The organism is Bradyrhizobium xenonodulans (genome assembly GCF_027594865.1).
GTDB classification, from domain to species: Bacteria; Pseudomonadota; Alphaproteobacteria; order Rhizobiales; family Xanthobacteraceae; genus Bradyrhizobium; species Bradyrhizobium xenonodulans.
This window is the reverse complement of sequence record NZ_CP089391.1, coordinates 7182931-7197171: the sequence shown is the minus strand read 5'-3', so window position 1 is coordinate 7197171 and position 14241 is coordinate 7182931. Positions and strand designations below refer to the sequence as shown.

At 58.7% G+C, this 14241-nt stretch carries 10 protein-coding genes; 1 reads left to right on the top strand and 9 read right to left on the bottom strand.

All coding sequences use genetic code 11. The features are described 5' to 3' along the window. Positions 1-51 precede the first annotated feature (51 nt). From queC to I3J27_RS33975, 7 genes are read right to left on the bottom strand one after another with little or no spacing between them, the layout of a single operon-like run. Entirely contained in the window at positions 52-759 is a 708-nt protein-coding gene (queC, locus tag I3J27_RS34005) for a 7-cyano-7-deazaguanine synthase QueC (RefSeq protein ID WP_270163223.1), read from the bottom strand. Further along, positions 759-1133 carry a 6-carboxytetrahydropterin synthase gene (locus I3J27_RS34000; RefSeq protein WP_270163222.1) on the bottom strand — a complete coding sequence of 125 codons (375 nt, stop codon included), beginning with the start codon at positions 1131-1133 and terminating at the stop codon, positions 759-761. The genes queC and I3J27_RS34000 overlap by 1 nt, the downstream gene beginning before the upstream one ends. Beyond that, the gene (gene queE, locus I3J27_RS33995) at positions 1130-1762 is read right to left on the bottom strand and encodes a 7-carboxy-7-deazaguanine synthase (protein ID WP_270163221.1); all 633 of its coding nucleotides are present in this window, start codon (positions 1760-1762) and stop codon (positions 1130-1132) included. Before queE ends, I3J27_RS34000 begins: the two co-directional genes overlap by 4 nt. Before the next feature lie 4 nt (positions 1763-1766). After that, positions 1767-2852, bottom strand: a complete 1086-nt coding sequence (gene dbpB, locus I3J27_RS33990) for a DGQHR domain-containing protein DpdB (protein ID WP_270163220.1) — start codon at positions 2850-2852, stop codon at positions 1767-1769. After that, entirely contained in the window at positions 2849-4138 is a 1290-nt protein-coding gene (gene dpdA / locus I3J27_RS33985) for a tRNA-guanine transglycosylase DpdA (protein ID WP_270163219.1), read from the bottom strand. Before dpdA ends, dbpB (I3J27_RS33990) begins: the two co-directional genes overlap by 4 nt. Further along, positions 4138-5277: a DGQHR domain-containing protein DpdB gene (gene dbpB / locus I3J27_RS33980; RefSeq protein WP_270163218.1), complete on the bottom strand. Its 1140-nt coding sequence runs from the start codon at positions 5275-5277 to the stop codon at positions 4138-4140. The genes dpdA and dbpB (I3J27_RS33980) overlap by 1 nt, the downstream gene beginning before the upstream one ends. Beyond that, positions 5277-6023 (bottom strand): hypothetical protein, encoded by a 747-nt coding sequence (locus I3J27_RS33975; protein ID WP_270163217.1) that lies wholly within the window; start codon positions 6021-6023, stop codon positions 5277-5279. Before I3J27_RS33975 ends, dbpB (I3J27_RS33980) begins: the two co-directional genes overlap by 1 nt. Before the next feature lie 2003 nt (positions 6024-8026). Between I3J27_RS33975 and I3J27_RS33970 the strand changes: the two genes are divergently transcribed. Beyond that, on the top strand, positions 8027-11176 hold the full coding sequence (locus tag I3J27_RS33970; protein WP_270163216.1) for an amidohydrolase family protein: 3150 nt from the start codon (positions 8027-8029) through the stop codon (positions 11174-11176). A 1035-nt stretch (positions 11177-12211) separates the two neighbouring features. Here the strand turns inward: I3J27_RS33970 and I3J27_RS33965 are convergent. Both I3J27_RS33965 and I3J27_RS33960 read right to left on the bottom strand, forming a co-directional pair. Further along, positions 12212-12649 carry a c-type cytochrome gene (locus tag I3J27_RS33965; protein ID WP_270163215.1) on the bottom strand — a complete coding sequence of 146 codons (438 nt, stop codon included), beginning with the start codon at positions 12647-12649 and terminating at the stop codon, positions 12212-12214. Then, on the bottom strand, positions 12646-14241 hold the full coding sequence (locus tag I3J27_RS33960; RefSeq protein WP_270163214.1) for an NAD(P)/FAD-dependent oxidoreductase: 1596 nt from the start codon (positions 14239-14241) through the stop codon (positions 12646-12648). Before I3J27_RS33960 ends, I3J27_RS33965 begins: the two co-directional genes overlap by 4 nt.

The following is a 14241-nucleotide window of genomic DNA, read 5'->3' as shown; positions in this document are numbered from 1 at the left end:
TCCTAGATTAGGATGGACCGAAAGTTCGGTTTTGGCTCGCGCACCGGAGTGCTAATGAACCGGCGAATCGGCAAACTCTTTATATCCACGTTCTCGTAGCTTGCAGGCCGGGCATTCGCCACATCCGCGTCCCCATTCATGCACCGTCGCGATGTCTCCGTGATAGCAGGTCACGGTGCTCTTGCGAATGAGATCGACAAGGGGGGAGCCTCCCAATTCATGGGCAAGCATCCAAGTCTGCGCCTTGTTTATCCACATTAGCGGCGTCTCGAGAACAAAACGGGTCTCCATTCCAAGGTTGAGCGCAACTTGCAGGGCTTTGACCGTGTCGTCGCGACAGTCTGGATAGCCGGAGAAGTCGGTTTCGCACACACCGGTCACAATGTGCTTTAGCCCTCTTCGGTAGGCGACGGCCGCAGCCAATGTGAGGAATAAGATGTTTCGGCCGGGAACAAAAGTGTTCGGAAGTCCGGATGCTTCCGCGACGATCTCGACGTCTCGCGTCAGTGCGGTCTCGCTAATCTCCCCGAGCACGGAAAGATCCAAAACGCGGTCGGTGCCAAGTTTCGTAGCCCAGGAGGGAAACTTCGCTTCCAACTCGTGGCGGAAATCGTCTCTCGCGTCTAGTTCGGCGCGATGGCGCTGGCGGTAGTCGAAGCCGATCGTCTCTACATGATCGAAACGGTCGAGAGCCCAAGCCAGGCAAGTCGCAGAGTCCTGTCCCCCCGAAAAGAGGACCAAGGCAGTTTTGTCGGGCATCAGGCGGCCTCCCGCTCGAACACGCTACAGGCGCCGGCATCGCTGTCCCGTCGGACGGTGACACGCCAAAGGTTGGGACAAATGGGCTTCACCTTACGCCAGATCCAGGCGGCCAGATTCTCCATGGTGGCAGGCCCAAGATCGTTGATCTCGTCCAGGAACCGGTGATCCAAGCCATTGCGTGCTTCCTCAAGACTTCGCTCGAACAGAGAAAGATCCATCAGCATTCCTGTGCTCGCGTCGGGTAGTCCGCGCAAAACGACCTCGGCCCGATAGGAGTGTCCGTGGATCCTAAGGCTAGGCTCCACATCGACGGTGCGATGCAACGTGTGCGCTGAGTCGAACCGGAATTCCTTGCTGAGTTCGTAGATCATCTGATGCTCATATATTTATGCGTTTGGAGCGACAGTTTCCACTTCGGACGTTCGAGGCAGTAGGCGATGGCTCTCGCCATGTTGGAGTCACGGTGAGGACCGTCCATCGGTTGCAACAGGAAGTGCTCAAATGCGAGGCTTTCGAAAGAGGCGGGATCGACGTTCTGTTGCGGAAACACAAGTTTGAGCTCGTTCCCGGACTTCTGAGCGAGTTTCGTCGTGCCCTTCGGGCTTACAGTGATCCAATCGATGGGCGACTGCACTGGAAGCGTCCCGTTGGTCTCGATCGCGATCTCGAAATCGGCCTCGTGCAAAGCGGACACGAGAGCGTCGTCGACCTGGAGGAGTGGTTCTCCACCCGTCAAAACGACGAAGCGCTTGCCGCCGACCCCCGCCCACATGCGCTCGATTGCGTCAGCCAGAGCGGCGGCCCCATCGAAGCGGCCGCCGCCCAAACCGTCCGTTCCGACGAAGTCCGTGTCGCAGAAGTTGCATGCGGCACTCCCGCGGTCATGTTCGCGTCCGTTCCACAGGTTGCAGCCTGCAAACCGGCAGAACACCGCGGGCCGCCCCGCATGGCGTCCCTCGCCTTGGAGTGAATAGAATATCTCCTTGACGGCGTAACTCATGTCGTCACGCCGCCCTGACCGACCCCGCAAGGCGCCGCTTCAACACCTGCGTGAGATACAGGGTAAGTTGACGCACGTCTGCCGGTACGTTTTGCAGCCCGTTCCATCTGCGGCGCTCGCTGCCGAAATCCCATTCGCCCGAACTCCAAGCGGTCTTTCCCCTGAGCAACTTCAGACCGCGGGCGAATTCGTCGCGCGATTCGGCCCCCGTCGCGCCGCTCAGGTAGTCCATCACGTAGCCCAGCGCGATGATGCCCGTACCGTGAACCAGGCGCGAAGTCTTGGGCGTCTTGCCGATCCAGTCGTCTGCGAAAACGTGCTGCACGGCATGGTAGAATTCGCTCATCATGGTGACGCCGTGCTTGAGCAGCATTTGATCGTCGCTGGCGTAAAGCCGCAGCGCGCCGTCGCTCAGGGAATTCATGATCACGCGCTGAAGAATGGTGTCGCGGATAGAGCCCTTGGGATTGGTCTGCTGCTTGATCAGGCCTTTGAGCGACGAGCCAGAGCGATAGTTCAGCGCCTCTGTGACGAGCGCAGCTTGCGAACGACCGGACATGCGGGGCGGCAGATCGCCCACCTTCGGAAGAAGCTCGTAGACCAACGCCTTCGGCAGAGGACGGGTGTTGTTGACCAGAATGAATTGCTTCTGAAGCTCCTCTTCCGTTTCGCAAAGAAAGCCGGACACCAAGACTTCGAAATCACGGCCGCGGAGTTCTGAGAGCGCAGTGAAGCGCTGCTGACCGTCGACGATCCAGCCCGGCGGTCCGTTGGCGGTATCGACGACGAGTTCGCGACGACGGTCGCCGGCTGATCCGCCTTTGAGCTTGGCGTTTCCCATGAAGGCGACAACGATGGGGTTAGGAAGAATGGCGCTCGGCTTCTCCAGATAGTCGCGGATCTCACGAATATGCCCGGCGATCTGTGGTCGCTGGAAGCCTTGAAGAGCTCCGCCTTCGTCTCGACCGGCACGCTCGATACGCGCGATTCTGGATATTTCATCGGCTCGCGCTACGAAGGTGAAGACTTTGAAGTTCGGGCTCTGGATCGGCGCGAGGGCGTCGAAGTGGAGATATCTCTGCTTGCTCATGCGAGTTCCTCGCGGAATTGGTTCAGATGGGTGTGGAATACGTGGAGGTTGTGGATACCGCGGCGCTTGTTGCGGTTCGAAGTTCGGAAGATCACGGCCTCGACACCTGCTTCGCGGCAGACGCGGCAGCCGCAACTCTCCCATGGTCGCTCGGAAAGAGTGCGCGAATAGACCTCGCGCTGCCGCAGGGCGGCCTGAGACCGTCTCGTCATTGACGGATCCGCATCCCAGTTGAGGGTTACCCAATACTCCATCACCGCGTCGAGACATTCCTCGAGACCTGCCTTGCGTGCGGCGTAGTCACGGACGCCTTCGAGCGCCGCGCTTTCCAGACGCCTGGCCAGTTCCTGATTGAGGCTGCCTTCGCAGGCCTTCCGCTTGAGCTTGTTATTCTCGGTCGCCTGCGGGATGCGTATTGCGGTGTAGTAGGAAAGCTCACCGGAAGAGTTGCGGACCCAGTAATTCTTCTTCGCATCCTTGAACGCGCGCAACAGCGGTGACGTTGTGTCGAAGCTGCTCACTCTGTTCTGTTCGAGGACCGCGAGATCCTCGATCTTGCCGAAACCAAGCAGATGGAGATGTATGCGTGAGGGGATCGCACTCCTCAAGGTGGAAAGAACCCGTTGGATCTGGTCGATCTTGAGGGGCACGGTGCCCCCGATCGCCAGATAGCGATACCCCATCTTGACGAGGTTCAGCGCTGCGTCGGCCATGCTCTCCGCCGACCAGCCCTGGATAACCCCCATCGGTGTAAAGCCCTTGCCGATCTTCTTGGCTACCTTCAGAAATTCGACGGCGTTCTGCTGCGTGATCTCGAACCGTCGCCGTACGTCGACCGGCACGTCGCGGAACCGGCGAACGAGGCCGACCTCGTCGAAATCGAAGATGACGTGGTCCGGAGAGCAGCCGTGAGTAAAGCCGGCGTCGGCGTAGAACTCGACGGTATCGTCCGCGTGGTAGGGCGGTTCCGGGAGATTTCTGTAATTGAACGCTCCGCAATCGCCCACCAGCATGCTGTCGGGAAACTTGGCGAGCGGATACCGCAGGAATTTTCTCGCCCCCTCCCGCCGGAAGCGCATCATCTGGGCTTCCGAATATTTTCCGGGAAACGCCGCGTCGCCCACAATCGCGCGCGAGATCAGAATTCCGTCGTACGGAGCCTTCTCCAGGAATTCGTGCGGGTATTGGTCGTCGCGATGTACCAGGCGGCCGAGGCCATTGCGATCGGCAACGAAGTCGTACAGGGGATCGATGGTATCGATACTATCGGCAAATACGAAGCGCATCACGCCACCTTAGAGAATGCGTGAGCGTGATCGAGACGGACCAAATACCCCGCCAGCATGCGGATATCCTTGCTGATGTTCTGGATCTCATTCCAGTCGCGTTGAAGCTCATTCCAGCGACCCGAGGTCCAGCGGCACTGCGGAGCAAGCCGCGCAAGCGCCTCGGCAGCATGCCGACGCAGATCCGCGCCGGGGGCCGCGCGGGACATCACACGATCCATCAGTACGCTCATGGCGGCGATGCCTGCAGAATGCATCAACCGGCTCTCGGTTGCCGGCCGTCCCCAGGCGTTAGGGAATACATCTCGCACGGCGCACCAAAATCCGACGAGGAGACGGAACATAGCATCGACATCCGCCGGAGTGCCGCCGGAGGCCTTATAGGGCGCCAAGGTGCCAAGCGCCCCGTTGATGCTATTGCGGATCGCTTTCACCAGAGCGGTGTCTGTTACCACGGCTTCGGACGAGTCTTCGGATATCCGCTTGATGAGACCTTTGAACGGCGAGTTCTGCGAGGTCTGCAGCAGATGTACCAGTTCGCTCGGGATCTTTCGCGCCGACAGGTCGCGCGGAAACACGACGTCCAGTTCTGGCAGCAGTTCGTTAATCAGCCGAGGATCGAGCGGTCTCGCCTTGTTCACCAGAATGAACTGTTCGCGATGCACAGACAGTTCTTCCGAGACGAACGCGACGACCGGCACCGGGAAGGCTTTGTTCTGGGCCTGGGACAGGGCAATCGAGCGCTGCTGACCATCGACAATCCAAGCGCACTTGGTGCCATCGCGCGGCATCGGAATTCTCAGCGTACCTGACTCGCAAATCCGGGTGTCGCCGTCTGGACGCTCTCCACGGGACTGGATGAAACGTGCGGACGGCGCTATGGCCAGGATGATCGCGTTCGGAAAGAGGACCGGGCCCTGATCCAGAAAATCTGTGATGGCCTGCACGTGGCTCCTGATTCCCCTGCGTTGAAAGCCGTGTAACGAACCCTCGCTGTCGCGATGCACGCGGCTGATCTCCGCGATCTTCAAGAGGTCCGCACCCGCCATGAAGAAGGCATACACCGGCTTGTCGGCTTGCCGGGTCCTAACCGCGCGTACCGCAAGCACTGGATCGTCACTCTTCTTCGGGCGCGTCATCACATCCCCTTCTTTGCGGCGGCGATGCGGTACAGTCGCCCGAACCGGGACTGCTCGCAGGCAACCCCCTCTTCGTGCCGGAGAGCCACCAGCATCCGCGCAGCGCCCGATTGCGTCCGCAACCGTCTCTTGATCACTGCGACAATCTCCTCGTCCGTCAATCGCGGACGCTGGACCTTGCGCGGCAACTTCAGACTCTTAAGCGAGGATCTCACGGCTGCGAAGTCGTCTTCGCGCCCCTTGCTCGGCCTTGTCGCTACCGACCTGGCGAAATGGAGCATCGCTCGTTGCGCGAAGTCCGTACGCGTGCCGGGAAAGATTGCGTTGAGGCGGTCATCATAGGGAGCGATGGCCGCGTGCAAATTTGCCGGCAATGCGGTCTCAAGCGAAGTGCCAAAAATCCTAAGCCTTTCGAGCATTCTCCGTGGCGCATCGGCGAGACTGGCCCCGACCATCTCCGCGTAGGGCCGTGAAAGCGCCATGAGAATGCGCCCCGACTTCCCGCCAGCGACATCGCTCCATTCGTCGGAATGAGCCGTGGTCAAAAGACTCGAAAACCACTCCGCGGCATCGAAGTCTCCGAGGATTTTTGGAAGGACCGACTGTTCGTGCCGCGGCGAAACCGTCAATCCGTACGCCGGAATCGACCGGGAGGCCGGCACGATGCCAAGGCCAGCCGAAAGAATGTAGAAGCGCGCGGCAGAGAAATTAGCGGCTTCTTTAGCCACCCCGAAGGCGCGGCCCACGTAAAAAGTGTCTGCTGACTTGCACCTTGGGAGGCCGTCGACCTTGGCGATCCAATGTGCAGCGACGGTCGACTGATTTCCGCGTGACAGTGAAGATGGCGTCGCAGCGCGGGTGGGCTTCGCTGACTTCCGATGGGAGCAAGTCGTAACCACGACATCGGTAGGTATTATGGAACCGTCGCCTTCCGAGCGGCGTTTTGCTCTCATTGGCATGATTAACTGCGCCCCACTAACCCCGTGAATGGCCCGGTTTCGAGTGGCTGACGAAACCGGCGGACTCTTGCGGCACAGGATAAAAGCGTCGAACGGCCGCATGATTCGCAACATATTAGCTTCGTCGCAACTTAGCTAGCCCGCCACCCTAGAAATTGCAAACTGCGATTTGTGGAAAGAGGAAGTGATCAACTGCAAAAAGAAGGGGCGCAGTTATTTGCAGGAATGTGCGCGACGATCCGTCCGATCAGTTGCTTTTCTGCGGCAGACCGACTTGTGCCATCGGTGACCCCAACCGGAACTGTAGGGTGGCAGACCTTTTGCAAGACGTCGCCCGGAAGCGGCCGAAAGGTCCAAGTGGGGCTGCTTCTCGAAATGATGGCGATGCGCGCGCCGCGGCCGCAGCCTCGATGTGGCAAACGCAGCGAACGCGGTTTTGAACTCGTCACGCCCTGCACAATGTCGAGCAGACGAAGCAGGTGCAGAGTAAGGCCGTATGTCCGCCTCTTCCGGTGGGGTGGCTCGCCCTACATTGCGCGTCCGAGGTTGCCCGGGCGGACAGACCTCATAACAGTAATGCACACGTAAGTTCAACACTGTCTGTACAAGCTATAAGTTCGGGTAGTTTTCGGAAGGTCGCTCGTGCGTTAGCGTTCGCATCTATTCTTGAGGGACTCGGGGCGTTTCAACATTGCCGTCGCATTCTGAACTTCAACAGCAGTACGTTGCCTCAGTTCACCGCACAACAGATCTGCTACGAACGCGCATAAAGCGCCGACCCCGGGGGACTCGTCTCTCACGATTTGTGGGCGAAAAACGACGATTGCGACCCGAAGAGAACTCAGGTGGCGTTGGTCGGGTCACCTAACCGCGTGAAAACGCTATTGATCAGGTAGCTCGTCGGTCAAGGAGAATTCGGCGGTCATAGTGCGAATCGCGTTCTCTTTAGATGGCAAATCTGGTGTATCGCCGCGTCATGCCGGATCCCGATATTGCGCGAGATTGAAGGACATCAAATGCGGTACGAACTGCGCCGGCTGCAAACAGGTGACCTACCCGAAGTAACAGACATCTATAACGCCGCATGTCGGCATAGGGAAGCGACGCAAGGAATACGTGCTTGGAGGAGCGCGGAAATAAATGAGTTTCTCTTCGCACTTCGTCCCTCATTTGTGTCGCACACGTGTATCAGAAAAGGTGACGTGATCGGGTGGACCGCACTTACTCGGCACCATGTCAATGAGGGGGTGCGGCAGACAGCGGAAATGTCGCTCCATGTTCAAGGATCGTCTCGTCGAAGAAGTTGGGTCAGCGCTTGCGCACGCTCTTCTACCCGAAATGACTATCGTCATGTTTCTCGGGGAGGTGTCGGGCCTCATGAATCGATCATTAGTGCGGGGACAGCTACGTGCGTCCGGAAATTCATCACATATCGAGACCTAGCCGAAGTGTCTCTCCGCAGGAGTGAGCCTCTCGAAAGTAAGGTAGCGTCATTGGGAAACGGATTGGCCGGATATCTGTTTGGGCTTCGGCGCAACAAACCAAGCAGTAGGTCTACGCCACTCGGGTGCCGGCGTCCCACCACGTTCAACCGAGCAAGAGCTACAGGAGCATACTTGGAGCCGTCGCAATTATCTTTCGAGAAGCCACCCAATGTTATCGGCGTCGAAAGCCCCGAGAGATGTGGCTTCGCTCGAAATCGATTCCGGATGTCTAGGTTGGACTGCGTAGTTCTTGGGGCCGACAGTCCATCAGGGCCACGGTAAAACAATCGAAAAAGCTGTTGTAAAATGACGGCAACTTCACGACGCGGTATCAGTCGCCGCAAACTGCTTTCGATGGGCGGCGGCGCCATATTGGCACCCTACGGCGCTTCCCTGTCCCCCGCGTCCCCTTCCATGGACGAACAAGGCTACGCGACCGTTGCCGAGGGAACCAGCATCTCTGTTGCCGTTTCGCCGGACGGGCGAACGGTGGCATTCGACCTGGCCGGGAGCCTGTGGCTTGTGGGCATCGGCGGCGGAGTTGCGCGACGGCTGACTGACGAATTCGGCGACGTCGCGCAACCGCACTGGTGTCCAGACGGGAAGGAGATCGTTTTCCAATGCTATCGGGACGGAAATTTTCATCTTTGGACAATCTCTGCTGATGGCACCGGGTTGATGCAACTGACGCGCGGTCCTCACGATCATCGCGAACCAAGCTACTCTCCAGATGGTCGACGCATCGCATTCTCGTCGGACCGCGGCATGGGTTACGGCATCTACGCTTTTGACCGGAACACGGGCGCCGTGGAATCGTTGGTAGATACCACGGCCGACGAGACCCAGCCGGCCTGGTCGCCAGACGGACGAAAGATTGCGTTCGTGACCAACAGGTCGTCGCTCGATGTGGTGGACGAGTTGGGTAACCGGACCACCGTCGCTTCTGTTCACAACTCAAGAAACATCGCTAATGAGAAGGAGATTCACGGGCCGTCTTGGTCTCCCGACGGGGATCTCACTTACGTCATCCTGAACAACGGGGCGGCACAGTTGCATGGGCCCCGCGGCATTATCGTGCAAGGCGAAGACATCTTTCCGTTTCGGGCATCTTGGTTGCCGACCGGCGAGTTCGTATACACATCGGGCGGTAAGATCCAGCGGCGCGGCCTGGAAACGACGCAGTCCTCCATTGTTGAATTCTCTGCGCGACTTCCAATCATCAAGCCGAAGTACAAGAAAGTGCGCCGAGATTTCAATTCGGTCGTGCCACGTCCGGTCCTCGGTATCGGCAGCCCGGCCTTGTCGCCCGATGGCTGCAATATCGCTTTCCGCGCTCTCAACGATATCTGGACGATGACCATCGGAGAGCTGCCGCGCCGGGTCTGCCGCGACGGGTTTTATAAATCGGACCCGGCATGGTCGCCTGACGGGCACTGGCTATCTTACTCAAGTGACCGCGGCGGTAAGCTAGATATCTGGTTGCGCGACCTGCGCACGGGCGAGGATCGCCAACTCACGCACTTGTCCGATGCTGCGCTCTCCGGTTCATGGTCGCAGGACGGCAGAATGATCGCTTTTTTGGATCAGTCCGGCAGTCTTTACACGATTGAGATCGAGAGTGGTACTGTTCAGAAAGTCTATGGTCCTTTATGGGAACCAGGCAGGCCGAGTTGGGGGCCTGATGGACGGACGATAGCCCTGGCAGCATTCAAACCTTACTCGGCTAGCTATCGCGAGGGGCTGAGTGAAATCCTTACCGTCGATCGGACGACCGGCAACGTCGAATATCAATCTCCTCTTCCCGATCGATCGCTCAGCACACGCGGCGACGACGGCCCTGTGTGGTCACCTGACGGGACGAAGATCGCTTTCGTGCTGGCCAGTCTGCTATGGGTCGCTCCGGTCGATGACCGATGCAGGCTGACCGGCCCGGCACGTGTGATCAATGCGGAGGTTACGGACGCGCCGAGTTGGAGCGGTGACTCCAAAACGTTGCTTTATCTTTGTAATGGAAGTTTGCGGTTGCTTGCGGCCGACGGGGGAGAGTCGCAAAACGTGCCGCTTTCGTTGCATTGGGCAATGGCCAAACCCACGGGCCGAACTGTGCTCCGCGTTGGGCGCTTATGGGATGGCCGCAGTCCGGACCTTCGCGAGAATGTCGATATTCTCATCGACTCCAATAAGATCGCCGGTATCGTGTCCCAAGACGGCAATGCTTATGGCGACGCCAAAATCGTCGATGCTCCTCAGTCGACAGCCATGCCGGGATTGATGGACATGCACACCCATCGCCAAATGCAGGGATATTCATATGGCGACCGGCAAGGCCGATTGTGGCTCTCGCTGGGGATCACGACGACCCGCTCGGTCGGCTCACCCGCATATCACATGGTGGAGGACAGGGAATCCATCGAGTCCGGGGCACGGGTGGGCCCCCGTCATTTCGCGACAGGGGAAGCCATCGACGGGGCTAGGATATTCTATAATTTCATGCGTCCCGTCACCGAGCAAGGACAGTTGGCGCTCGAGTTGCAACGCGCGGAAGCCCTGTCGTACGACCTCGTCAAGACCTATGTCCGACTGGCGCCCGAGACGCAACGCGATGTCATTGCTTGGGCGCATGCCCGCGGTCTCCACGTCACGTCACATTATCAATATCCGGCCGTGGCGTTCGGGGTGGACGCGATGGAGCATCTCGGCGGCACCAATCGGCTCGGTTACTCGCGAACCATGAGTCGACTCGGCGCCGCCTATCAGGATGTCCTCGAGGTGTTCGTCCAAAGCGGCATCACGTGTACGCCCACCATCTTCACCGCTAATGCATTGCTGGGCGAGGATCGTTCGTGGATGGACGACATCCGGATAAAAACATTCTATCCCGCGTGGGAGTATGCACGACTCGAAGAACGCGCCAGACTGATGGCTGGGCCGAATCGGTTGGTCACGCTGGCCGAACTCGAACGTAATGTCGCGCAAGTCAAAGAGTTGTTGCGCGTTGGGGGCCGCATCATCACTGGCACAGACGCACCGATAGATTTCCCAGCCATCAGCTTACATCTCAATCTGCGGGCGATGGTTCGCTATGGTGTGACTCCATATGAAGCGCTGTTGACGGCAACGCGGTATCCCGGCGAATTTCTCGGCGCCCCGTTAGGGACGATTACCGAGGGGGCGCTTGCCGACGTCGTTCTCGTCGAGGGAAACCCGCTGCTGCGTATCGAGGATGCCGCAAATGTCGACCTTGTGGTCAAGAACGGCCAGGTTTGGAGCGTCAAGGATCTGCTGGCTCCCTTCGTCGCAACGCAAGTTCATCAGCACGGAAGGAACAAGATGTTGCCACCAGTTCGGAGCACCGTGAACCACGCTCGATTCTGGTGGCACGGAAAGGAATTCGTTGAAAGCAGCAGGGCCTGCTGCTGCTGTACGGTGACACCGCGGCTGCGCTGCACGGGCTAGGGTTGCGGAATTGATCATTCGATGCGGTAAGTCGGTTTGGAGCCACCTGAAATCACCGTGCTGCGGTAGGCTGACGGCGTTGCGTTCCTTGCAACGAGTTTCCCACGACTGCAACGATTGATGGGGTCTTCGCAGCATGTGTCGTGATCACCGTTCCGGTAGCGAACGCATCCGAAGAGGTTGGTCTCTCTCGACCGTGCAGCTCGCGGCGGTCGTCGTCGACCAGCTTGCGCTTCGGCCAGGGCTGATAACTACTGGGATAGTCCGCCCTATCTCTCCTGAGGCTGGGAGAGGGCCTGTTCATGCCGGAACAAACCGCGAGCGCAGTCTTCGGAATTAGATATGAGAAAGTACCTTTTCCGCATATGGCTCTGCCGGAAATCGTTCAGCGTGCGGAAATTTTTTGACAAAGACGCTGCTGCCGTCTTGGAAAGAGCGTTTCGAGCACTGGTGGGAATGGAGGCCCGTACATTTTGGCCGATCACGTCCTGCGGCACTCCTTGTCGAGCGAATTCCTCCCAGCTTTCTCAGCTTGCTGTTCTTCTGCTCGAGCCGGCATAACATCTCCGTCGGCAAGGCGAAGGCGACCTGCAGATTTGTGAGTTTCGGCTTTTTCATCGTCTAACATCACTTTCCACGGCGATCATAGTCGGAAAGCTTTTCACTCAGACTGGCTTAAGATTCCGGAAGCAGGCCAGGTCACTAGCCGCCGCAAAGTTGGGCCGCCACCCCGCGGTAAAGATGCTCGAAGTCCAAGCTCAAATCGTAACTGCCGAGGTCGCCGGACGATCCTGAACGGCTTTCCCCGAGTTGGGTTGTACGGTTGTACGCGAAAGTGGCACGTTGGATCTTGTCGAAGTTTCCGAAGGAGGCCTCTATGAGCGGCATGAACAGTATGCAACAAACGATGCCATCCACAATCCGCTCGGATAACTGGTCAACCACTTCCCGAAGAACGCCAGTTGGCAGCCTTCCGACAACCCGCCCAAAGTGGGGCAGGGAGAACCTCGTTTTGGTTATCGTTATCTTGCACCTTCACCTTCGCGCCGCTTGCACGTCACTCGCCATGACTGCATCTGGGTAGCTGTTTCCGAAATGCGTGCGCAGGTAGTTCACGACTGCAGCGATCTGGTCGTCGCTCATCATGTCGCCGAAGGAGGGCATGCCGCGGCGGCCGTTGAGGACGACATCGATCACATAAGAACTCGCTTCGAGATTGCGATTGGCGACTAACGATGGATAGCTGGGTACGGCGCGTGTCCCCATCGCATCGTCCATGTGGCAACCGCGGCATACATTGATATACAGGAGGTCGCCACTCGTCTCGACAAAGCGAAAGTTGGAGGAAAAATGGCGGCTCTTTAGCGCCTTCGGATTGTTCTGCCCGAGCACGGGATACGACGACCGCAACAACAGCGTCGCTATAGCTGCGAAGGTGACGTACTTGATACCGCCGATCCATCTTCGCCTCATGTCTTGATCACCCGCTCATGCAGCCGCGCGATGGCATCCAGTGAAGAGAGGATTGCGCCCTCCTGCCAGGCCGGCAGTGCCGACGCATGCTCGCCGGCGAGCAAAATGCGCCCGTCGATCCCACATAGATTGCGATAGTGCAGCTTACGAGCCTCGTCAGCCCAGTGGCCGCTACAGCCAAGCGCGAACGGTACCCGGTGCCAAGCGACCGCGATGCCGTTCTCAAACTCCGTCCTGTACTGAGGATGGATGGCTGCGCCAAACTCTACCGCGCGCGCCACGCGCTCATCCGGCGGCATTGCGGTGAACTCGAAGGAATTGGGGCCCTCGAACAGATAAGCGCCCAGCAGGATGCCGCGTCCGCTCTTGTTGTAGTCGGTATTGGGATAGCCGATCTCGCTGATCGGCAGATCCGTGAAGCTGATGCCGCCATAGATTGCGTCGTCCTCCTCCCAGAAGCGGCGTTTGAACTGCAGCCCGACTTTCACCGACGCCGTATAAGGCACGCCATCTATCGCCGCCTTCATTGCGGCGCCGACATTGATCGGCAACTGGCTCAGGATCGATAAAGGGATGGTGCACAGGCACCAATCGGCAGTGACCTTTTGCGACTGCCCGGGATCTTTGGCGTCCACATAGGTCACGGTAACGCCGCTATCATTCTGCCAAATTTCGGTGACCTTTGAGTTATAGCGGATGAGCCCGCCGAGTTCGCGCCCGAAGGCCTTGCCGATCATATCCATGCCGCCGACCGGCTGGAACATCGTGGTCTGCAATTCGTACCTGGCGAAATTCCAAAAGTAGCGCCACAATTGCGACTTCAGGATATCCGAGAGCGCTAGCGGCTCGCTCGGCAGAGGAGCCGCGGATAGCCCACCGCCGGGCGGCTTGGCATAGCCGCGATATCCGGAGGCAATCAGGCCCTCTTTGTATTTGTAGTTGTGATCAAGCGCGCCCCAGGATTTCAGTGCAAGCAGCAGTATTTCCTTGTCCTCCCTGGAGAGGCCCTGATCCAATTCGCCCTGGTTTGCGACTTTCGCAAGCAGTTCCGAAATCTGGCCTTGGAAGTCGGCCTTTACCGCACGGATCCGCTGCGGCGTGCCTCCGAAAGCGCGCGAAGCGTGTAGATACGCGTTGTGATTGACCTGAATGAAGGGCTCGAGCGCAACGCCAAGCCGTTTGCAATAATCCAACAGCGCGCGATGATGATAGGGAATCCGCCACGGCCCCGGATCGAGATGAAGTCCGTCCTCGAAGGCGCAGGTCTGCTTGAAGCCGCCGAGTTCAACAAAAATATCGCCACCGCGCAGTGTCCAGTTTCGCCCTCCGGGGCGGTCATTGAACTCCAGCACCAGCACCTTGTAGCCGGCCTTGCGTAACTCCAGCGCCGCCGTCATGCCGGCGAGGCCCGCACCAAGAATGAGCACGAAAGCGCCTTTGGCATCACCATCCAGCCGGATCGGCCCCGTGTAACGAGATTCAGAGGCAAAGCCGAGCGCCGTCATCGTGTGGTACATCGCGGCGCTGCCGGCCACGGTACCGATCAGTGAGAGCAGATCGCGGCGCCGCACTGTGAGGGGTTCGTACTGCAT

Coding starts and splice junctions, on each gene's coding strand:
- queC (WP_270163223.1), bottom strand. CDS start 759: ATGCCCGACAAAACTGCCTTGGTCCTCTTTTCGGGGGGACAGGACTCT.
- I3J27_RS34000 (WP_270163222.1), bottom strand. CDS start 1,133: ATGATCTACGAACTCAGCAAGGAATTCCGGTTCGACTCAGCGCACACG.
- queE (WP_270163221.1), bottom strand. CDS start 1,762: ATGAGTTACGCCGTCAAGGAGATATTCTATTCACTCCAAGGCGAGGGA.
- dbpB (WP_270163220.1), bottom strand. CDS start 2,852: ATGAGCAAGCAGAGATATCTCCACTTCGACGCCCTCGCGCCGATCCAG.
- dpdA (WP_270163219.1), bottom strand. CDS start 4,138: ATGCGCTTCGTATTTGCCGATAGTATCGATACCATCGATCCCCTGTAC.
- dbpB (WP_270163218.1), bottom strand. CDS start 5,277: ATGACGCGCCCGAAGAAGAGTGACGATCCAGTGCTTGCGGTACGCGCG.
- I3J27_RS33970 (WP_270163216.1), top strand. CDS start 8,027: ATGACGGCAACTTCACGACGCGGTATCAGTCGCCGCAAACTGCTTTCG.
- I3J27_RS33965 (WP_270163215.1), bottom strand. CDS start 12,649: ATGAGGCGAAGATGGATCGGCGGTATCAAGTACGTCACCTTCGCAGCT.
- I3J27_RS33960 (WP_270163214.1), bottom strand. CDS start 14,241: ATGCAGTACGAACCCCTCACAGTGCGGCGCCGCGATCTGCTCTCACTG.